The sequence below is a fragment of the Pseudomonas sp. AAC genome (genome assembly GCF_000725445.1).
GTDB lineage: Bacteria > Pseudomonadota > Gammaproteobacteria > Pseudomonadales > Pseudomonadaceae > Pseudomonas > Pseudomonas citronellolis.
This window is the reverse complement of record NZ_KL647095.1, coordinates 183,665-203,338: the sequence shown is the minus strand read 5'-3', so window position 1 is coordinate 203,338 and position 19,674 is coordinate 183,665. Positions and strand designations below refer to the sequence as shown.

Genomic DNA, 19,674 nt, shown 5'->3' with positions numbered 1-19,674 from the left:
CTTCCGGCGTGCCGATGGCAACATCTCAATGCCCAAATCCTCATCGCCTGGCCATCTGCGACACCCTGCTACGCGCCCTCGGCGGCCGCCTGGAACTGGGCAATCACCCCGAGGGCGGCGCTCTCGTACAATTGCACCTGTTGCCGGGAGTCCCCGGCGTGATGCCGACGCCCCAGGAGGAAACCCGCGCATGAGCAGTGCCGCATTCGCCGCCGATACCCAGGTCCTGCTGATCGACGATGACCCCCACCTGCGCCAGGCGCTGGGCCAGACCCTCGACCTCGCCGGCTTCCGCGCCACCAGCCTGGGCGATGCCCGGGAACTGGACGCCAGCCTCGCGCGCGACTGGCCGGGCGTGGTGGTGAGCGATATCCGCATGCCTGGCGTCGACGGCCTGCAGTTGCTGGAACAGTTGCATGCCCAGGACCCGGAGCTGCCGGTAATCCTGATCACCGGGCACGGCGACGTGCCCCTGGCGGTCAAGGCCATGCGCGCCGGCGCCTATGACTTCCTCGAGAAGCCCTTCCCCAGCGACGCCCTGCTCGACAGCGTGCGCCGTGCCCTGGAGGTGCGTCGCCTGGTGCTGGAGAACCGCAGCCTGCGCATGGCCCTGGCCGAGCGCAAGGAACTGAAGGGGCGCCTGGTCGGCCAGTCGGCCGGCATGCAGCGCCTGCAGGAGCAGGTGGCGGCCTTGTCTGGCCTGCAGGCCGACGTGCTGATCCTCGGCGAGACCGGCTCCGGCAAGGAAGTGGTGGCCCGTGCGCTGCACGACCTGTCCAGCCGACGCAACGGCCCCTTCGTCGCCATCAACGCCGGCGCCCTGGCCGAGTCGGTGGTGGAAAGCGAGCTGTTCGGCCACGAGCAGGGCGCCTTCACCGGTGCGCAGAAGCGCCGCATCGGCAAGTTCGAGTTCGCCAACGGCGGCACCCTGTTCCTCGACGAGATCGAGAGCATGAGCCTGGACGTGCAGGTCAAGCTGCTGCGCCTGCTGCAGGAGCGGGTGGTCGAGCGCCTGGGCTCGAACCAGTTGATCCCGCTGGACATCCGCATCATCGCCGCGACCAAGGAAGACCTGCGCCTGGCCGCCGACGACGGACGTTTCCGCGCCGACCTCTATTACCGCCTGAACGTCGCCAGCCTGCGTATTCCACCGCTGCGCGAGCGTGGTGAGGACATCCTGCTGCTGTTCCAGCACTTTTCCGAACTCGCCGCACAACGCCATGGCATCCCTTCGCGCAGCCTCGCCAGCGCGCAACGCGCACAACTGCTGGGCCACAGCTGGCCGGGCAATGTGCGCGAACTGCAGAACGTCGCCGAGCGCTTCGCCCTGGGCCTGGACCTTGGCCTGGACGAACAGGCCGCACAGGTGCCGGCGGCGATTTCCGGCAACTCCCTGAACGAGCAGGTGGAAGCCTTCGAGCGCGCCCTGATCGCCGCCGAGATGGCCAACCAGCACGCCTCGCTACGCAGCCTGGCCGAGGCCCTGGGCATCCCGCGCAAGACCTTGCATGACAAGCTGCGCAAACATGGGCTGCTGTTCAGTGGCACTGGCGGGAATCCCGCCGAAGAAGCCGACGCATAAGCGGAATCTTGCCGACGCCGACCCTACCTGCCCGCTAAACCCCAGGCCACATGGGCGCTCCAGCGCACCTCGCGTATGGCACGGAGCTTGCGATACGCCTCCCCGGTGCCTTGCGCATCCTTCTCGCCCCGGCCCCGCGTCGTGGCGCCCGCCAGGCCACAAGCCCGGCGGTGTCCCTTCGGCCACCCGGCCCTGCGCCCCTCCGCACGGTGGGCGCGCCGCCTGTGCAGCGACCCTGTATGGGCACCTCCTTATAGAAAGCAGCCCGGCCATGCCGGGCTTTTTTCTGCCTCTCTGAAGACTGCAACAAGTTCTGACAGATTTTTCCGACTCATGCCCCGACGCGGGAATCCATTCACGCAATCAATAGAAAGCCTGACGGTCACCGAAACGCCATCCGGATTTCACATGAATCCCCTCTAAATCAGGCGATATCGGCAAACCTCTCCTATCGTTCCTATTCATGCGGCCCGGCACCGCTGCGCAGTTGGAAACATTTGTTAGCAGGCTATTGATTTAGGTCAGGGGGGTTCCCTGACAGTCGGCGCCTAATGACTACACTCTCCAACTCCTATAGGGAGATTCCGAAAATGTCGCAAGAAAGCAGCCAAAAACTACGACTTGGGGCACTCACCGCTCTCGTCGTCGGTTCCATGGTCGGCGGGGGGATCTTCTCTCTCCCGCAAAACATGGCCGCCAGTGCAGACGTCGGCGCCATTCTCATCGGTTGGGCCATCACCGCGGTCGGCATGCTGACCCTGGCCTTCGTCTTCCAGACCCTCGCCAACCGCAAACCCAACCTCGACGGTGGTGTATATGCCTACGCCAAGGCCGGTTTCGGTGACTACATGGGCTTCTCCTCGGCCTGGGGTTACTGGATCAGCGCCTGGCTGGGCAACGTCGGCTACTTCATGCTGCTGTTCAGCACCCTGGGTTACTTCTTCCCGGTCTTCGGCAAGGGCGACACCCTCCCCGCGATCATCGCGGCATCGGTGCTGCTGTGGGCCCTGCACTTCCTGGTGCTGCGCGGGATCAAGGAAGCGGCGTTCATCAACACCATCACCACCATCGCCAAGATAGTGCCGCTATTCCTGTTCATCCTGATCTGCCTGTTCGCCTTCAAGCTGGACATCTTCACCTCCGACATCTGGGGCAAGAGCAATCCCGAGTTGGGCAGCGTGATGAACCAGGTGCGCAACATGATGCTGGTCACCGTGTGGGTGTTCATCGGCATCGAGGGCGCGAGCATCTTCTCCTCCCGCGCGGAAAAACGCGCCGACGTCGGCAAGGCCACGGTCATCGGCTTCATCACCGTGCTGTTGCTGCTGGTGCTGGTGAACGTGCTGTCCATGGGCGTGATGACCCAGCCGGAACTGGCCAAGCTGCAGAACCCGTCGATGGCGCTGGTGCTGGAGCACGTGGTCGGCCACTGGGGCGCGATACTCATCAGCGTCGGCCTGCTGATCTCCCTGCTCGGTGCCCTGCTGTCCTGGGTGCTGCTGTGCGCCGAGATCATGTTCGCCGCGGCCAAGGACCACACCATGCCGGAGTTCCTGCGCAAGGAGAACGCCAACCAGGTGCCGGCCAACGCCCTGTGGCTGACCAACATCTGCGTGCAGGTCTTCCTGGTCATCGTGTTCTTCACCTCGGGCGACCCGAGCGGCATGGACCCGTACACCAAGATGCTGCTGCTGGCCACCTCGATGATCCTCATCCCGTACTTCTGGTCCGCGGCCTACGGCCTGCTGCTGGCGGTGCGCGGCGAGACCTACGAGAACGATGCGGGCGAGCGCAACAAGGACCTGATCATCGCGGGCATCTCGGTGATCTACGCCGTCTGGCTGATCTACGCCGGCGGCCTGAAATACCTGCTGCTGTCGGCGCTGCTGTACGCACCAGGCGTCATCCTCTTCGCGAAAGCGAAACGTGAAGTCGGCCAACCGATCTTCACCAACGTCGAGAAGCTCATCTTCGCAGGTGTCGTGATCGGCGCGCTGATCGCGGCGTATGGCCTCTACGACGGCTTCCTCACTCTGTGACATCACTGGAGACACTCATGAGCACGGAAAAAACCAAACTTGGCGTCCACTCCGAAGCTGGCAAATTGCGCAAAGTGATGGTCTGCTCGCCCGGTCTTGCCCACCAACGCCTGACCCCTAGCAACTGCGACGAGTTGCTGTTCGACGACGTAATCTGGGTAAACCAGGCCAAGCGCGACCACTTCGATTTCGTCACCAAGATGCGCGAGCGCGGCGTCGACGTCCTGGAAATGCACAACCTGCTGACCGAGACCGTCCAGAACCCCGAAGCGCTGAAATGGATCCTCGATCGCAAGATCACCGCCGACAGCGTCGGCCTGGGCCTGACCCACGAACTGCGCGCCTGGCTGGAAGGCCTCGAGCCGCGACGACTGGCCGAATTCCTCATCGGTGGCGTGACCGCCGACGACATCCCGGAAAGCGAAGGTTCCAAGCCGCTGAAGATGTTCCGCGACTACCTGGGCCACTCCAGCTTCCTGCTGCCGCCGCTGCCCAACACCCAGTTCACCCGCGACACCACCTGCTGGATCTACGGCGGCGTGACGCTGAACCCGATGTACTGGCCGGCGCGTCGCCAGGAAACCCTGCTGACCACCGCCATCTACAAGTTCCACCCGGAATTCACCAACGCCGAATTCGAAATCTGGTACGGCGACCCGGACAAGGACCACGGCTCCTCCACCCTCGAAGGCGGCGACGTCATGCCCATCGGCAATGGCGTGGTGCTGATCGGCATGGGCGAGCGGACTTCCCGCCAGGCCATCGGCCAGGTCGCCCAGTCGCTGTTCGCCAAGGGCGCGGTCGAGAAAGTCATAGTCGCCGGCCTGCCGAAGTCCCGCGCGGCCATGCACCTGGACACCGTGTTCAGCTTCTGCGACCGCGACCTGGTCACCGTCTTCCCGGAAGTGGTCAAGGAAATCGTCGCCTTCACCCTGCGCCCGGACGAGAAGAGCCCCTACGGCATCAACGTGCAGCGCGAGGAGAAGGACTTCATCAGCGTGGTCGCCGAGGCCCTGGGCCTGAAGAAACTGCGCATCGTCGAGACCGGCGGCAACAGCTTCGCCGCCGAGCGCGAGCAGTGGGACGACGGTAACAACGTGGTCTGCGTCGAGCCCGGCGTGGTCATCGGCTACGACCGCAACACCTACACCAACACGCTGCTGCGCAAGGCCGGCGTGGAAGTCATCACCATCAGCGCCGGCGAGCTCGGCCGCGGCCGTGGCGGCGGCCACTGCATGACCTGCCCGATCATCCGCGACCCGATCGACTACTGATCGCCACAGCCCACCCTACTCAATGCGGCGGCCCCGGCCAGGGCCGCCCGCCCCGCCAGCCACAAGCTGTACTGACGAGGCCGATCCCATCCCACAAGGAGAAAGAACATGGCTTTCAACATGCACAACCGCAACCTGCTCAGCCTGATGCACCACAGCACCCGCGAGTTGCGCTATCTGCTCGACCTGTCCCGCGACCTCAAGCGCGCCAAGTACACCGGCACCGAGCAGCAACACCTCAAGGGCAACAACATCGCCCTGATCTTCGAGAAGACCTCCACCCGCACCCGTTGCGCCTTCGAGGTCGCCGCCTATGACCAGGGCGCCAACGTCACCTACATCGACCCCAACTCCTCGCAGATCGGCCACAAGGAGAGCATGAAGGACACCGCCCGCGTGCTCGGCCGCATGTACGACGCCATCGAGTACCGTGGCTTCAAGCAGGAGATCGTCGAGGAACTGGCGCAGTACGCCGGCGTACCGGTGTTCAACGGCCTGACCGACGAGTACCACCCGACGCAGATGCTGGCCGACGTGCTGACCATGCGCGAGCACAGCGACAAGCCGCTGCACGACATCGCCTACGCCTACCTGGGCGACGCCCGCAACAACATGGGCAACTCCCTGCTGCTGATCGGCGCCAAGCTCGGCATGGACGTGCGCATCGCCGCGCCGAAAGCGCTGTGGCCGAGCGACGAACACGTCGCCGCCTGCAAGAAATTCGCCGAGGAAAGCGGCGCCCGCATCACCCTCACCGAAGACCCGAAGGAAGCCGTCAAGGGCGTGGACTTCATCCACACCGACGTATGGGTTTCCATGGGCGAGCCGGTGGAAGCCTGGGGCGAGCGCATCAAGGAACTGCTGCCCTACCAGGTCAACCTGGACATCATGAAAGCCGCCGGCAACCCGCGCGTGAAGTTCATGCACTGCCTGCCGGCCTTCCACAACAGCGAAACCAAGGTCGGCCAGCAGATCGCCGCCCAGTACCCGAACCTGAAGAACGGCATCGAAGTCACCGAAGACGTCTTCGAATCCCCGTACAACATCGCCTTCGAGCAAGCGGAGAACCGCATGCACACCATCAAGGCGATCCTCGTTTCGACCCTCGCCGACATGTGATCGACGGATGCGCGCCCCGGGCCCGGCCTGCCGGCCCGGGGGCGTCTTCAGCTTCAGGAGGAAATGACTATGCGTATCGTCGTCGCATTGGGCGGCAACGCCCTGCTGCGTCGTGGCGAACCCATGACTGCGGCCAACCAGCGTGAAAACGTAAGGATCGCCGCCGAACAGATCGCCAAAGTGGCGCCTGGCAACGAGCTGGTGATCGCCCACGGCAACGGCCCGCAAGTGGGCCTGCTGGCCCTGCAGGGCGCCGCCTACGACAAGGTCACGCCGTACCCGCTGGACGTCCTCGGTGCCGAGACCGAGGGCATGATCGGCTACATGATCGAACAGGAAATGGGCAACCTGCTGCCCTTCGAAGTGCCCTTCGCCACCATCCTCACCCAGGTCGAGGTGGACGCCAAGGACCCGGCCTTCCAGCATCCGACCAAGCCGATCGGCCCGGTCTACACCAAGGAAGAAGCCGAAGCCCTGGCCAAGGAAAAGGGCTGGAGCATCGCCCCGGACGGCGACAAGTTCCGCCGCGTGGTGGCCAGCCCGCGGCCCAAGCGCATCTTCGAGATCCGCCCGGTGAAATGGCTGCTGGAGAAAGGCACCATCGTCATCTGCGCCGGCGGCGGCGGCATCCCGACCATGTACGACGACTCCGGCAAGAAACTCTCCGGCGTCGAGGCGGTGATCGACAAGGACCTGTGCTCCTCGCTGCTGGCCCAGGAACTGGATGCCGACATCCTGATCATCGCCACCGACGTGGACGCGGCCTACATCGACTGGGGCAAGCCGACGCAGAAGGCCATCGCCCAGGCCCACCCGGACGAACTGGAACGCCTCGGCTTCGCCGCCGGCTCCATGGGCCCGAAAGTCCAGGCCGCCGCCGAATTCGCCCGCGCCACCGGCAAGGACGCGGTGATCGGCTCGCTGGAAAACATCGTGGCCATCACCCAGGGCAAGTCCGGCACCCGCGTCAGCACCAAAAAACCCGGCATCGAGTACCGCTGAGTCCGTTCTGCAACCCCGCCCGGGAGCCACGCTGGCTCCCGGCGCCTTCGCGCATCCGTTCCACCCCCTCCTTCCTGGCAAGTTCGTCGCCTTTCGCCGTCAATCCCTGGCCAAAAGCGTGACTCGGCAGTCATCATCCTCGTCAGCATAAGCATTCCAATCACAGAGCTGCCGCCGGGCTTGTGCCCCTGATCCGTGATGTCGCCTCTCTGCGCCTCGCGTGCACCCTGGTCGCGCCATCCGGTCCTGCACAGGACGGGCCTATATGAAGGAGTTTGCGAGAGATGTCTCGACTACCGGTCATCGTTGGTTTTGGTGGGTATAACGCCGCGGGTCGCAGTTCCTTCCACCATGCGTTCCGTCGCACCGTCCTGGAGTCCCTGGACGAGCAGGCCCGCCAGCAGACCCTCGCCGGCCTGGCCGTGATGATGAAGCTGGTGAAGTTCGAGGACGGCCACTACCTGGACGCCGCCGACGGCGCGCGCCTGGACCTGGCCGCCATCGAGCGGCGGCATGCCACGCAGATCCTCGGCTCCACCCTGATCCGCCGCATCGAGAAGCAGTACTTCGACGTCGATGCCGCGCACTGGCACAAGAACCTCACCCTGGAAGCCGACGGCGCCCAGCCGCTGAGCTTCACCACCGCGCGCAAGCAGCTGCCCGAGCCGCTGCCGGCCAACTGGTCGGTGGAAGAACTGGCCGACAACCAGGTGCGCGTGACCCTGCACGACAGCGTCGAGGTCAAGGTCGACAGCTACCGCGAGATGCCGGTGAAGTCCGCCGGCCAGCTGCCCACCGGCTTCGAGCCGGGCGAGCTGTACGCCTCGCGCTTCCACCCGCGCGGCCTGCAGATGGCCGTGGTGGGCGCCACCGACGCGATCCGCTCGGTGGGCATCGACTGGCAGCGCATCGTCGACCGCGTGCAACCCGACGAAATCGCCGTGTTCTCCAGCAGCATCATGAGCCAGCTCGACGACAACGGCTTCGGCGGCCTGCTGCAGTCGCGCCTCAAGGGCCACCGCGTCAGCGCCAAGCAGCTGCCGCTGGGCTTCAACAGCATGCCCACCGACTTCATCAACGCCTACGTGCTGGGCAGCGTCGGCCTCACCGGCAGCGTCACCGGCGCCTGCGCCACCTTCCTCTACAACCTGCAGAAAGGCATCGAGGCCATCACCTCCGGCCAGGCGCGGGTGGTCGTGGTGGGCAACAGCGAAGCGCCGATCACCTCGGAAATCGTCGAGGGCTACGCGGCCATGAGCGCCCTGGCCACCGAGGAAGGCCTGCGCAACATCGAGGGCCGCCCGGACGTGGACTTCCGCCGCGCCAGCCGCCCGTTCGGCGAGAACTGCGGCTTCACCCTGGCCGAATCCAGCCAGTACGTGGTGCTGATGGACGACGCCCTGGCCCTGGAGCTGGGCGCCGACATCCATGGCGCGGTGACCGACGTCTTCATCAACGCCGACGGCTTCAAGAAATCCATCTCCGCCCCCGGCCCGGGCAACTACCTGACCATGGCCAAGGCCGTGGCCGCCGCCATGCAGATCGTCGGCGAGGAAGGCGTGCGACGCCACAGCTTCGTCCACGCCCACGGCTCCAGCACCCCGGCCAACCGCGTCACCGAATCGGAAATCCTCGACCGCGTGGCCAAGGCCTTCGGCATCGCCGACTGGCCGGTGGCCGCGGTCAAGGCCTTCGTCGGCCACTCCCTGGCCACCGCCAGCGCCGACCAGCTGGTCTCCGCCCTGGGCACCTTCAAGTACGGCCTGCTGCCGGGCATCAAAACCGTCGAGACCTTCGCCGCCGACGTGCACAAGGACCGTATCGCCCTGTCCAACAAGGACCGCCGCCGCGACGACCTGGACGTCTGTTTCATCAACTCCAAGGGCTTCGGCGGCAACAACGCCACCGGCGTGCTGCTCTCCCCGCGCCTGGCCGAGAAGATGCTGCGCAAGCGCCACGGCGCCGCCGCCTTCGACGCCTACCAGGCGCGCCGCGAGCAAACCCGCGCCGCCGCCCAGCGCTACGAGGAACAGGCGCTCAAGGGCCAGTTCGACATCATCTACAACTTCGGCAACGATATGATCGACGACCGCGACATCCGCATCGGCGCCGAGGAAATGAGCGTGCCGGGCTTCGCCCAGCCGCTGGTGTACAAGAAGGACGAGCGCTTCAGCGACATGCTCGACTAAAGCGCCGCGTTCCAAGCCGTAGGGCGCATAACGCCTACGGCGTTATCCGCCGCCTGGCCATGGCCCCCGTCCTGCTCGCTGTTGGGCTTGGTGCTGGCTGGATATGCGCCAGGGCTCGGCCAAGGCGCGGGCGGCAACGAAGGTGTAGCGGCGGATAACCGCGAACGGTTATACGCCCTACGTTGCGGGGAAGCACGATGATAGGAACGGACTCCATCCGCGATCCCTAATAGCTCCCCTGCCCCACGCCCAGCTCAAGGATGCTCGACTTCAGGTTCTCGAAGTCGTATTCGGTCAGCCCCACGTAATCCAGCACCAGGGCGCGGATGCTCTCCCACTCGTGGTCCTCCGGCTGGTTGCCGAGGATGCGGTGCGAGCCGCAGATGTGCTCGGCCATCTTGAGGATCGCCAGGAGGTTCTTCAGCTGGGTGTTGCGGCTGCTTTCCTCGCTGAACACCGTGAGCGCGTTGTGGTGGTTGGCGATGGCCTCGCAGACGTGCTCCGGCAGGCGCCAGGAACGCGCGGTGAAGTAGCCGACCACGGCGTGGTTGGTGTTCAGCACGCGGTTCTCGGTGTCCACCACGCGGCGCTCGTCGCTGGCGCTGGCATAGGCCTCCTCCAGCACCGCCATGTAGTGCGGGAAGCGCTTGAGCATCAGCGGGATGCCGCAATTGTGGAACAGCCCCAGGGCGTAGGCCTCGTCCACCGACTCATAGCCGATGCGCTTGGCCAGGGTCAGGCAGCTCATGGCCACGTCCTGGGCTGTGTCCCAGAAGCGGTTGAGGGTGACGATGGTGTCGTCGCTCATCTCGCCCTTGATCGACTGGGCGTTGATCAGGTTGATCACCGAGCGGCTGCCCAGCAGGTTGACCGCGCGCTGGATCGAGGTGATGCGGTTGGCCAGGCCGAAGAACGGCGAGTTGACCAGCTTGAGCAACGCGCCGGACAACCCGGGGTCCTGGCTGATGAGCTTGGCGATGGCCTTCAGGTCGGGGCTGGGCATGACCTGTTCCATCTGCAGGTCGACCATGATCTGCGGTTGCGGCGGCACGCTGATGCCCTGCAGGGTCTGGCGGATCTGTTCGGCGGAGAGTTCTTGGACCATGGGGACGGTCTGGAAAAGTTGACGGGGCGCACAGTTTACCCAGACGGACGACTTCTGGAACTGCCGATTTGGACAGAACCGTATCGGCAGCCGCGGCGCGAACTTTATGCCTGCTCGTCACGCCCGCGCGGCATCGGCAACCCCGGCGGCCAGCGGTTATAATCTCGCTCTTTTTCCCGGAGCACCGCCATGACCCTGCCCAGCTTGCGTCTGAAAGCCAACGCCGAGCGCCGCCTGCGCGCCGGCCACCTGTGGGTCTACAGCAACGAGGTGGATGTCCAGGCCACCCCGCTGAACGCCTTCGCCGCCGGCGACCAGGCGATCCTCGAGATGGCCAACGGCAAGCCGCTGGGCGTGGTGGCGCTGAGCCCCAACAACCTGATCTGCGCACGCCTGGTTTCCCGCGATACCAAGCACGTTCTCGACAAGTCGCTGCTGGTTCACCGCCTCAACGTCGCCCTGAGCCTGCGCGAGCGCCTCTTCGACAAGCCCTTCTACCGCCTGGTCTACGGTGACGCCGACCTGCTCCCCGGCCTGGTGGTGGACCGCTTCGGCGACGTGCTGGTGGTGCAGCTCGCCTCGGCGACCATGGAGAAGCACCGCGACGACGTGCTCGCCGCCCTGCTGCAGGTGCTCAAGCCCACTGCCGTGCTGTGGAAGAACGACTCCAGCGCGCGCGATGCCGAAGGCCTGGAGCGCTACGTGGAGAACGCCTACGGCGAAGTGCCCGAGTGGGTCGCCCTGGAAGAGAACGGCGTGCGCTTCGAGGCACCGGTGCTGGCCGGGCAGAAGACCGGCTGGTTCTACGACCACCGCATGAACCGCGCGCGCCTGGCGCCCTACGTGAAAGGCAAGCGCGTGCTCGACCTGTTCAGCTACATCGGCGGCTGGGGCATCCAGGCCGCGGCCTTCGGCGCCAGCGACGTGATGTGCGTGGACGCCTCCGGCTTCGCCCTCGACGGCGTGGAGCGCAATGCCACCCTCAACGGCCTGTCCGAGAAGGTCGCCTGCGTGGAAGGCGACGTGTTCGACGCCCTGCGCGAACTGAAGGCCGCCGACGAGCGCTTCGACGTGGTCATCGCCGACCCGCCGGCCTTCATCAAGCGCAAGAAGGACCTGAAGAACGGCGAGGCCGCCTACCGCCGCCTCAACGAACAGGCCATGCGCCTGCTCTCCAAGGACGGCATCCTGGTCAGCGCCTCCTGCTCCATGCACCTGCCCGAGGACGACCTGCAGAACATCCTGCTCGGCAGCGCCCGCCACCTGGACCGCAACCTCCAGCTGCTGGAACGCGGCGGCCAGGGCCCGGACCACCCGGTGCACCCAGCCATCGCCGAGACCCGCTATATCAAGAGTCTGACGGTGCGGTTGTTGCCCAATAGCTGATAGCTTCAAAGCTGGAAAAGTATTCCAGGCGCCGCTCTTTCTTCAAGCTTCCAGCTTCAGGCTTCCAGCTGCCCCACCCGCCGACCATCAGCCTTTCCCTGGCGGCGGCGGCCGGCGTAGAATCCTGCACATCCCTCGCCAACATCCCCCGGCGGGCCCGTGAGCCCCGGCCGCGCGGGCGGTGACCCCGCCCCGTCTTGCAGCCCCTCCGAGCATGCAGCTCCATCTGCCGTTTGCATGTGCCTCGAACGACGCTCACGATAAGACTCTTACCGATGCCTGATTAGCCGCAGGAACTCGTCATGCCCGATTACCGCTCGAAAACCTCCACCCACGGCCGCAACATGGCCGGCGCCCGCGCCCTCTGGCGCGCCACCGGGATGAAGGACGAAGACTTCAAGAAACCGATCATCGCTATCGCCAACTCCTTCACCCAGTTCGTGCCCGGCCACGTGCACCTGAAGGACCTGGGCCAGCTGGTCGCCCGCGAGATCGAGAAGCACGGCGGCGTGGCCAAGGAATTCAACACCATAGCCGTCGACGACGGCATCGCCATGGGCCATGACGGCATGCTCTATTCCCTGCCGAGCCGCGAGATCATCGCCGACTCCGTGGAATACATGGTCAACGCCCACTGCGCCGACGCCATCGTCTGCATCTCCAACTGCGACAAGATCACCCCCGGCATGCTGATGGCCGCCCTGCGCCTGAACATCCCGGTGGTGTTCGTCTCCGGCGGCCCGATGGAAGCCGGCAAGACCAAGCTGGCCAGCCACGGCCTGGACCTGGTCGACGCCATGGTGGTCGCGGCGGACGATTCCTGCTCCGACGAGAAGGTCGCCGAATACGAGCGCAGCGCCTGCCCCACCTGCGGCTCCTGCTCCGGCATGTTCACCGCCAACTCGATGAACTGCCTGACCGAGGCCCTGGGCCTGTCGCTGCCGGGCAACGGCTCGACCCTGGCCACCCACGCCGACCGCGAGCAGCTGTTCCTGCGCGCCGGGCGCCTGGCCGTGGAACTGTGCCAGCGCTACTACGGCGAAGGCGACGAGTCCGTGCTGCCGCGCAACGTCGCCAGCTTCAAGGCCTTCGAGAACGCCATGACCCTGGACATCGCCATGGGCGGCTCGACCAACACCATCCTGCACCTACTGGCCGCAGCGCAGGAGGCGGAGATCGCCTTCGACCTGCGCGACATCGATCGCCTGTCGCGCAAGGTGCCGCAGCTGTGCAAGGTGGCGCCGAACATCCAGAAGTACCACATGGAAGACGTGCACCGCGCCGGCGGCATCTTCTCCATCCTCGGCGAGCTGGCCCGCGGCGGCCTGCTGCACACCGACGTACCGACCGTGCACAGCCCGAGCATGGCCGACGCCATCGCCCAGTGGGACATCACCCAGACCCGCGACGAAGCCGTCCACACCTTCTTCAAGGCAGGCCCCGCCGGCATCCCCACGCAGACCGCATTCAGCCAGAACACCCGCTGGCCGAGCCTGGACGACGACCGCGCCGAAGGCTGCATCCGCAGCGTCGAGCATGCCTACTCCGCCGAAGGCGGCCTGGCCGTGCTGTACGGCAATATCGCCCTCGACGGCTGCGTGGTGAAGACCGCCGGCGTGGACGAGTCGATCCACGTGTTCGAAGGCAGTGCGAAGATCTTCGAAAGCCAGGACGCCGCGGTGAAGGGCATCCTCGCCGACGAAGTGAAGCCGGGCGACATCGTGATCATCCGCTACGAAGGCCCGAAAGGCGGCCCGGGCATGCAGGAAATGCTCTACCCCACCAGCTACCTGAAGTCCAAGGGCCTGGGCAAGCAATGCGCCCTGCTCACCGATGGCCGCTTCTCCGGCGGCACCTCGGGCCTGTCCATCGGCCACGCCTCGCCGGAAGCCGCCGCGGGCGGTGCCATCGGCCTGGTCAAGGATGGCGACAAGGTGCTGATCGACATCCCCAACCGCAGCATCAACCTGCTGGTCAGCGACGAAGAACTCGCCGCCCGCCGCATCGAACAGGACAAGAAAGGCTGGAAGCCGGCGCAGCCGCGTGCCCGCCGCGTCAGTACTGCGCTGAAGGCTTATGCGTTGCTGGCTACCAGTGCTGACAAGGGGGCGGTGCGGAACAAGGCATTGTTGGACGGCTGATACTCCGAACAATTAAAAAGCCCGGGGTGCTCCCGGGCTTTTTAATTGGCGGAAGATAAGATATCCAACCAAACTTTACTTCTACGTTACCTATTGAAATCCCATTAGTTAGGGATTACCACCACCGCCAGCCTGCTCGGCGGCAGCGCAACCCTTGGGAACAAAAGCCGAAGGCATATCCGAGTTTGTTTCACACTTAAATCCACCCGCAGCTGAAATAGTTCCATCAGCCGCATACGTAGTCTTAACATATTTCAAATCTATATATGCATTAGTTCCAAGTCTCTTGGCATCACGAAGAGTACATTTTATTCCAGCCTCGCCCACATCAATAGCCGAGCAGTTAGGCGTTTCATTGCCGGGAAGACCGACGCTGGCTATAGTGGGAATACGATCTGCTATGATATCTAACTCAAAAGGCGCCTTATGCGTAGCCATTTCCGCAAGACCGGCAGCAGCTTTAGCAGTTGCGGTGTAGTCCTGATAAGCCGGAAGGGCAATTGCTGACAAGATACCGATAATTGCAACAGCAATCATCAGTTCGATCAGGGTAAAACCCTTTTGCAGGGTGCGATATCGTCTCATATTCCTTCTCCATGAGTTATTAATTCTTTACCCGCAAAGTTCTGACCAAAACCAGCGGACAAATGAATTAGATCTTCCATGAACAAGACAAATATGTAGTCCCACTCCCTCAGGCGTGACTGAATTTTCCCCAACATCCAAACACGCTTGACAGCACTCAAAACCGCCCAACAAAAGATGACAAATAATGGCAGATAATGCCGTTACCACCGACACTTCCTGACAGTTAGTGTCACCTCCCAAAGAAAAATCCCTGCCCTATGGCACTGTCCGATCCCGCCCCCACCCCGTAAAATCCCGCTCTTTTTCCCGGACTGCCGCCATGAGCTCCCTCGAGAACCCCGTCACCGCCGACAAGGCCCAGCGCGACCTGGTCTACGGCCTGGAAGACCGTCCCGCCCTGCCCGTCGCGCTGCTCGCCGCGCTGCAGCACCTGCTGGCGATCATCGTGCCGATCGTCACCCCCGGCCTGCTGATCTGCCAGGCGCTGGGCGTTTCCGCCCGCGACACCAACCTGATCGTGTCCATGTCGCTGGTCATCTCCGGCATCGCCACCTTCGTCCAGTGCAAGCGCTTCGGGCCGTTCGGCGCCGGGCTGCTGATCGTCCAGGGCACCAGCTTCAACTTCGTCGGCCCGCTGATCGCCGGCGGGGCGCTGATGGTCAAGCAGGGCACGCCGGTGGAGCAGGTGATGGCGGCCATCTTCGGCGTGGTCATGGCCGGCTCCTTCGTGGAGATGGGCGTGTCGCGCATCCTGCCGTTCGTGAAGCGGCTGATCACCCCGCTGGTGACCGGCATCGTGGTGCTGATGATCGGCCTCACCCTGATCAAGGTCGGCCTGATCAGCATGGGCGGCGGCTTCAGCGCCATGGGCAACGGCACCTTCGCCAACGGCGAGAACCTGCTGCTGTCCGGCACCGTGCTGGCGATCATCGTGGTGCTCAACCGCATCCCGGTGGTGTGGATGCGCAGCGGCGCCATCGTCATCGCCCTGGCCGTGGGCTACGCGCTAGCCGGCTACCTGGGCCGCCTGGACTTCAGCGGCATGCACCAGGCCGCGCTGTTCCAGGTGCCGACGCCGCTGCACTTCGGCCTGAGCTTCTCCTGGGCGTTGTTCATCCCGATGCTGGTGATCTACCTGGTCACCTCGCTGGAGGCCATCGGCGACGTCACCGCCACCAGCCAGGTGTCGAAGCAGCCGGTGGAAGGCCCGCTGTGGATGCAGCGGATCAAGGGCGGGGTGCTGGTGAACGGCGCCAACTCGCTGCTGGCGGGCATCTTCAACACCTTCCCCAGCTCGGTGTTCGCACAGAACAACGGGGTGATCCAGCTGACCGGCGTGGCCAGCCGCCACATCGGCCTGTGGATCGCCGCGATGCTGGTGGTGCTGGGCCTGTTCCCCAGCGTCGCCGGGGTGATCCAGGCAGTGCCCGAGCCGGTGCTCGGCGGCGCGGCCATGGTGATGTTCGGCGCGGTGGCCGCCTCGGGCATCAACATCCTCGCCGGCACCCACCTCGACCGCCGCGCCCTGCTGATCATCGCGGTCAGCCTGGCCCTGGGCCTGGGCGTGTCGCAGGTGCCGGAGTTCCTCGCGCACATGCCGGCGGCGCTGCGCAACGTGCTGGAGTCCGGCGTCGCCACCGGCGGTATCTGCGCCCTGCTGCTGAACTGGTTCCTGCCGGAAACGCCGGCGGCCAGGGCCCAGCACTGAACCAGCCACGACGCCACCTGCCGGTGGCGTCGTCGTTTATGCTGGATGCATGAGCACTTCCCTGCGCGTCGGCGTGATCGCCGACACCCACAACCTGCTGCGTCCCGAGGCCCTGGAAACCCTGCGCGGCTGCCAGCGCCTGCTGCACCTGGGCGACATCGGCAAGCCGACGATCCTCGATGCGCTGCGCCAACTGGCGCCGCTGGACGTGGTGCGCGGCAACAACGACACCGAAGCCTGGGCCGAGACCATTCCCGAAACCCTGGGCCTGGAACTGGGCGGGCTGCGCCTGTACCTGATCCACGACCTCAAGCAATTGGCCATCGATCCACGGGCCGAAGGCTTCGACGTGGTGCTGGCCGGGCATTCGCACAAGCCGCTAGAGGAAGTGCGCGACGGGGTGCTCTACCTCAACCCCGGCAGCGCCGGGCCGCGGCGCTTCAAGCTGCCGATCTCGCTGGCGATCCTGAGCATCGCGGACGGCCAGGCGTCGGTGGAAATGATCGAGCTCGGCTGAACGTAGGGCGAATAACCGTTCGCGGTTATCCGCCGCCTGGCTTTGGCCGCTGGCCCGCTCGCTGTTGGGCTTGGCGCTGGCCGGGTATGCGCCAGGGCTCGGCCAAGACGCGGCGGCAACGGAGGTGTAGCGGCGTATAACCGTTCGCGGTTATCCGCCCTACGGTTCCAATAGCTGCTGAGCCAGGGCGTCTACCTGCTCCTGGCGTTCGCTCTTATCCACCCGCTTGCGGCCATTCAAGGTCGACCACTCCGGGTGCGCCCGCGCCTTGCGCAGCGCCTCGGGCAGCTTGCCCTCGCGCCATTGCTTGTCTTCCGGCGAATCGACGCGGATGGCTTCCATGGCCGCATGGCCCCGCGTCTGCAATGCCGCCAGCAGCTGGCGCTGGCGCAGGGCGAGCAGGCGCAGCACACTGTCGTCCACCGAAAGTTCGCGCTGGCCCTTGAGCTTGCCGAGCAGGCGCTGGCCGTAGTGGCCGACGGTCTGCCAGGCGCCGCCGGCCAGGGCGCCGAGGGCGGTGGCGGCGCCCAGGGTCAGGCCGCCCACCAGCAGGTCGATGCCCGCGCCAGCCGCGGCGCCGGCAGCCACCCCGCCGCCCAGGCGCACGCCGAGCTGGCGCAGGGTTTCGGGGTTGAACAGGTCGTCGCCCCAGCGCCCGTCCAGCAGCGGCAGGTCGGCGGCGCGGGCATCGTCCTTGCGGAAGGCGTAGAGGCGCAGCAGGGCCTGCACGCAGGCTTCCTCGCGCTTGCGCACGCGGTCGCGCAACACTTCGGTGGCCAGGCGGATGGCCTCGGCATCGCCCGGCACCAGGTCGCGGCAGGCGGCGACGTCCACCAGCAGCTCGGCGATCAGCTTGGCGCCGGCTTCGCGGCGCGCCACGGCCTGGGCCTCGTGGTCCCGGATCAGCCGTTCCAGCTGCGGGCGCGACTTCTCCAGCAGCAGCGCCAGGCTTTCGTAGAGCCGGCGTTCGCCGTCCAGCGGCGGCGCCACGCTGTCGAAGCGCACCAGCGCGTGCAGGCCCAGGCGCGACAGGGCCTCGCGCCATTGCTCCTCGCGGTGGTTGGCGCTGGCGACGAAATTCAGCACCGGCAGCAGCGGCCGCGCACAGCCGGCGAGCACCGCTAGTTCGTCGCGGTACTTGGCCAGCACCGGTTCACGGGCGTCGATCACGTAGAGCCCGGCGTCGGATGCCTGCAACTGGCGCAGCACCTTGGCTTCCTGTTCGAAGCGGCCGCGCGCCTCGCTGCCGTCGAGGAAGCGGCGCAGCTTCTCCGGGCCATCCAGGCGCTCGCCGGGACGTTCCAGGGCGTCGAGAAAGTCGCGCAGGGCGATGGCGTCCTCCAGGCCCGGCGTGTCGTACAGCTCCAGCAGCGACTCGCCGTCCACCGACAGGCGCGCGCCCTCGACGTGGCGGGTGGTGCTGGGACGGTGCGAGACCTCGCCGAAGCCGACGTCGCGGGTCAGGGTGCGCAGCAGCGAGGTCTTGCCGACGTTGGTGTGGCCGACCACGGCCAGCCTGAGGGGCTCAGTCATGTCCGCTCTCCAGCCAGGCCAGGGGCGATGCGCCGCTGTGCGGCAGGTTCAGCTTGTCGATGGCGGCATGCCAGTCGGCCAAGCGGTCGCTGTCCAGGCCGCTGCCCGCCGGCGGCTGCAGCAGCCAGACGCGGGTGGCGCCGGCGCAGCGCGACAGCTCGGCGATCAGCGCCAGGGTACCGCGGTCCGGCGAACGCCGTGGGTCGCAGGCGATGGCCAGGCGCGCCGGCGGGTAGCGGGTCAGTTGTTCCAGCAGGCGGCGGCGTTGCGCGCCATCGTCCAGCACGCCGGCATCGGCCACGCCGGCCGGCAGCTTCGGCGGCCAGGGCTGGCTGTCGTCCAGTTCGATGGCCACCAGCAGGGCGCCGTCCGCGCTGGCGGCAGGGTTCTGCGCCTGGGGCTCGACCAGGCTGGCCGGCGCGGCATCGTTGACGCCCAGGCGCTCGCTGCTGGGCAGCAGGCGTTCGCGCAGCAGGCTGTAGCCGGGCAGCGAGAGGTCCAGGCGCAACGCCGCGCGGCCGCGGCGCCAGCGCCACAGGCAGAAGGCCCAGAGCAGCAGGCGCGGCAGCAGCCCGTAGACCAGCAGGATGCCCACCAGCCAGCCGGCCCAGGCGTGGCGCGCCGCCTCGCTGGCCACCAGGGCGTCGCCGCTGGCGCGCACCAGGTCGCTGTCCGGCAGCGGGAAGCCCAGCAACGAAGGCAGTGCGCCGAGGCCTTGGGTGAGGAAAACGAAGGTGTCGCCGCCGAGGATGGTGGTTTCCCAGACGAAGCCGTAGCGCCGCGTCGAGAGCAACGCCAACAGCACCACCATGGCCGCGCCCAGGGCCAGCAACCACAGGCCGTGGACCAGCATGCCCAGCGCCCAGCGCGTCAGGCGCTGGCGGCCGAGCAGCACCAGCAGCGCCGGCGCCAGTTGCGCGGCGCGGGCATCGCGCGCCAGCTTGCCGCTCAGCCATAGCCAGAGACGGCCCAGCGCGCCGGCCGCCTCGCCGCCGCCAAGGGCGAAACCCGCGGCCCAGCCGAGCAGCATCAGCAGGTCCAGGCCGAGCAGGCTGGCCAGGGCCCAGAACACATTGACCGGGCGCTGGCCATCGCCGAGGGCGGCCAGGGCCAGGCCGGCGCCGCTGAGCAGGGCGAGGAAGATCAGCAGGTAGAAGGCCAGTTGCGCGCCCTGTTTCCACAGGCGCAGGGCGCTGTCCAGCTCGTCGCGGCCGGCCAGCCACAGGGCGCGGTTCTCGATGCGCCGGGGCAGTTCGCCGCCGGCGGCGATGGCGCGGCGGTTGGCCTCGGCGTCCTCCAGCGGGCCGGCCTGCTCCTCGCGCAGGCGCACGGCTTCGCACAGCCACAGTCGGTCGAAGGCGGAAGGTGGGGCGCTATCGCTCACAGTGTCTCCGGCACGGGTTCCTGGGGCGCAAGCATAACCGCTGTGCCGCGCCGCGTCCGCCCGCCAGCTCTCCGGGGTAACGGTAACACCGGCGCCCGCCGACCGAA

14 protein-coding genes and 1 pseudogene are annotated in these 19,674 nt (G+C 66.2%); 11 read left to right on the top strand and 4 right to left on the bottom strand.

Translation table 11 applies throughout. The features are described 5' to 3' along the window. Positions 1 to 47: 47 nt before the first annotated feature. The 7 genes and pseudogenes from FG99_RS31940 to FG99_RS06575 form a co-directional block, all read left to right on the top strand. Positions 48 to 194, top strand: a pseudogene (locus FG99_RS31940) (hypothetical protein); the annotation flags it as partial. Next, the gene (locus tag FG99_RS06600) at positions 191 to 1,582 is read left to right on the top strand and encodes a sigma-54-dependent transcriptional regulator (protein WP_043268301.1); all 1,392 of its coding nucleotides are present in this window, start codon (positions 191 to 193) and stop codon (positions 1,580 to 1,582) included. The pseudogene FG99_RS31940 and the gene FG99_RS06600, both read left to right, overlap by 4 nt. A gap of 590 nt (positions 1,583 to 2,172) precedes the next feature. Next, the gene (arcD, locus tag FG99_RS06595; protein ID WP_081884577.1) at positions 2,173 to 3,621 is read left to right on the top strand and encodes an arginine-ornithine antiporter; all 1,449 of its coding nucleotides are present in this window, start codon (positions 2,173 to 2,175) and stop codon (positions 3,619 to 3,621) included. A gap of 17 nt (positions 3,622 to 3,638) precedes the next feature. Further along, complete coding sequence (gene arcA, locus FG99_RS06590; protein WP_009613904.1) at positions 3,639 to 4,895, top strand: arginine deiminase; 1,257 nt, start codon at positions 3,639 to 3,641, stop codon at positions 4,893 to 4,895. A 108-nt stretch (positions 4,896 to 5,003) separates the two neighbouring features. After that, positions 5,004 to 6,014 carry an ornithine carbamoyltransferase gene (locus FG99_RS06585; RefSeq protein WP_009613905.1) on the top strand — a complete coding sequence of 337 codons (1,011 nt, stop codon included), beginning with the start codon at positions 5,004 to 5,006 and terminating at the stop codon, positions 6,012 to 6,014. A 69-nt stretch (positions 6,015 to 6,083) separates the two neighbouring features. After that, positions 6,084 to 7,016, top strand: coding sequence for a carbamate kinase (gene arcC / locus FG99_RS06580; protein ID WP_043268297.1), 933 nt, complete (start codon positions 6,084 to 6,086; stop codon positions 7,014 to 7,016). A 284-nt stretch (positions 7,017 to 7,300) separates the two neighbouring features. Continuing rightward, a complete protein-coding gene (locus tag FG99_RS06575) occupies positions 7,301 to 9,205 on the top strand; it encodes a beta-ketoacyl synthase (RefSeq protein WP_043268295.1) in 1,905 nt (634 codons plus the stop codon). A 226-nt stretch (positions 9,206 to 9,431) separates the two neighbouring features. Here FG99_RS06575 and FG99_RS06570 read toward each other — a convergent pair whose 3' ends face one another. Then, positions 9,432 to 10,256: an HDOD domain-containing protein gene (locus FG99_RS06570; RefSeq protein WP_141766213.1), complete on the bottom strand. Its 825-nt coding sequence runs from the start codon at positions 10,254 to 10,256 to the stop codon at positions 9,432 to 9,434. Positions 10,257 to 10,499: 243 nt separating this feature from the next. Between FG99_RS06570 and FG99_RS06565 the strand changes: the two genes are divergently transcribed. Continuing rightward, positions 10,500 to 11,696: a class I SAM-dependent rRNA methyltransferase gene (locus tag FG99_RS06565; RefSeq protein WP_009613909.1), complete on the top strand. Its 1,197-nt coding sequence runs from the start codon at positions 10,500 to 10,502 to the stop codon at positions 11,694 to 11,696. Positions 11,697 to 11,998: 302 nt separating this feature from the next. After that, positions 11,999 to 13,837, top strand: coding sequence for a dihydroxy-acid dehydratase (gene ilvD, locus FG99_RS06560; protein ID WP_043268291.1), 1,839 nt, complete (start codon positions 11,999 to 12,001; stop codon positions 13,835 to 13,837). Positions 13,838 to 13,945: 108 nt separating this feature from the next. Here ilvD and FG99_RS31090 read toward each other — a convergent pair whose 3' ends face one another. Continuing rightward, the gene (locus FG99_RS31090) at positions 13,946 to 14,422 is read right to left on the bottom strand and encodes a pilin (RefSeq protein ID WP_081884576.1); all 477 of its coding nucleotides are present in this window, start codon (positions 14,420 to 14,422) and stop codon (positions 13,946 to 13,948) included. A gap of 322 nt (positions 14,423 to 14,744) precedes the next feature. Between FG99_RS31090 and FG99_RS06555 the strand changes: the two genes are divergently transcribed. Beyond that, on the top strand, positions 14,745 to 16,133 hold the full coding sequence (locus FG99_RS06555) for a nucleobase:cation symporter-2 family protein (RefSeq protein WP_009613911.1): 1,389 nt from the start codon (positions 14,745 to 14,747) through the stop codon (positions 16,131 to 16,133). 49 nt (positions 16,134 to 16,182) lie between these two features. Then, positions 16,183 to 16,650 (top strand): metallophosphoesterase family protein, encoded by a 468-nt coding sequence (locus tag FG99_RS06550; RefSeq protein ID WP_156060051.1) that lies wholly within the window; start codon positions 16,183 to 16,185, stop codon positions 16,648 to 16,650. 159 nt (positions 16,651 to 16,809) lie between these two features. Here FG99_RS06550 and FG99_RS06545 read toward each other — a convergent pair whose 3' ends face one another. Further along, complete coding sequence (locus FG99_RS06545; RefSeq protein WP_043268289.1) at positions 16,810 to 18,183, bottom strand: GTPase/DUF3482 domain-containing protein; 1,374 nt, start codon at positions 18,181 to 18,183, stop codon at positions 16,810 to 16,812. After that, on the bottom strand, positions 18,176 to 19,567 hold the full coding sequence (locus tag FG99_RS06540) for a DUF2868 domain-containing protein (protein ID WP_043268287.1): 1,392 nt from the start codon (positions 19,565 to 19,567) through the stop codon (positions 18,176 to 18,178). The genes FG99_RS06545 and FG99_RS06540 overlap by 8 nt, the downstream gene beginning before the upstream one ends. Between the last annotated feature and the right edge of the window lie 107 nt (positions 19,568 to 19,674).

What these genes read in the sequence shown, in the direction of transcription:
- FG99_RS06585 (WP_009613905.1), top strand. Translation starts at nt 5,004, where the DNA reads ATGGCTTTCAACATGCACAACCGCAACCTGCTCAGCCTGATGCACCAC.
- ilvD (WP_043268291.1), top strand. Translation starts at nt 11,999, where the DNA reads ATGCCCGATTACCGCTCGAAAACCTCCACCCACGGCCGCAACATGGCC.
- FG99_RS06550 (WP_156060051.1), top strand. Translation starts at nt 16,183, where the DNA reads ATGAGCACTTCCCTGCGCGTCGGCGTGATCGCCGACACCCACAACCTG.
- arcC (WP_043268297.1), top strand. Translation starts at nt 6,084, where the DNA reads ATGCGTATCGTCGTCGCATTGGGCGGCAACGCCCTGCTGCGTCGTGGC.
- FG99_RS06555 (WP_009613911.1), top strand. Translation starts at nt 14,745, where the DNA reads ATGAGCTCCCTCGAGAACCCCGTCACCGCCGACAAGGCCCAGCGCGAC.
- FG99_RS06600 (WP_043268301.1), top strand. Translation starts at nt 191, where the DNA reads ATGAGCAGTGCCGCATTCGCCGCCGATACCCAGGTCCTGCTGATCGAC.
- FG99_RS06545 (WP_043268289.1), bottom strand. Translation starts at nt 18,183, where the DNA reads ATGACTGAGCCCCTCAGGCTGGCCGTGGTCGGCCACACCAACGTCGGC.
- FG99_RS31090 (WP_081884576.1), bottom strand. Translation starts at nt 14,422, where the DNA reads ATGAGACGATATCGCACCCTGCAAAAGGGTTTTACCCTGATCGAACTG.
- arcA (WP_009613904.1), top strand. Translation starts at nt 3,639, where the DNA reads ATGAGCACGGAAAAAACCAAACTTGGCGTCCACTCCGAAGCTGGCAAA.
- arcD (WP_081884577.1), top strand. Translation starts at nt 2,173, where the DNA reads ATGTCGCAAGAAAGCAGCCAAAAACTACGACTTGGGGCACTCACCGCT.
- FG99_RS06575 (WP_043268295.1), top strand. Translation starts at nt 7,301, where the DNA reads ATGTCTCGACTACCGGTCATCGTTGGTTTTGGTGGGTATAACGCCGCG.
- FG99_RS06565 (WP_009613909.1), top strand. Translation starts at nt 10,500, where the DNA reads ATGACCCTGCCCAGCTTGCGTCTGAAAGCCAACGCCGAGCGCCGCCTG.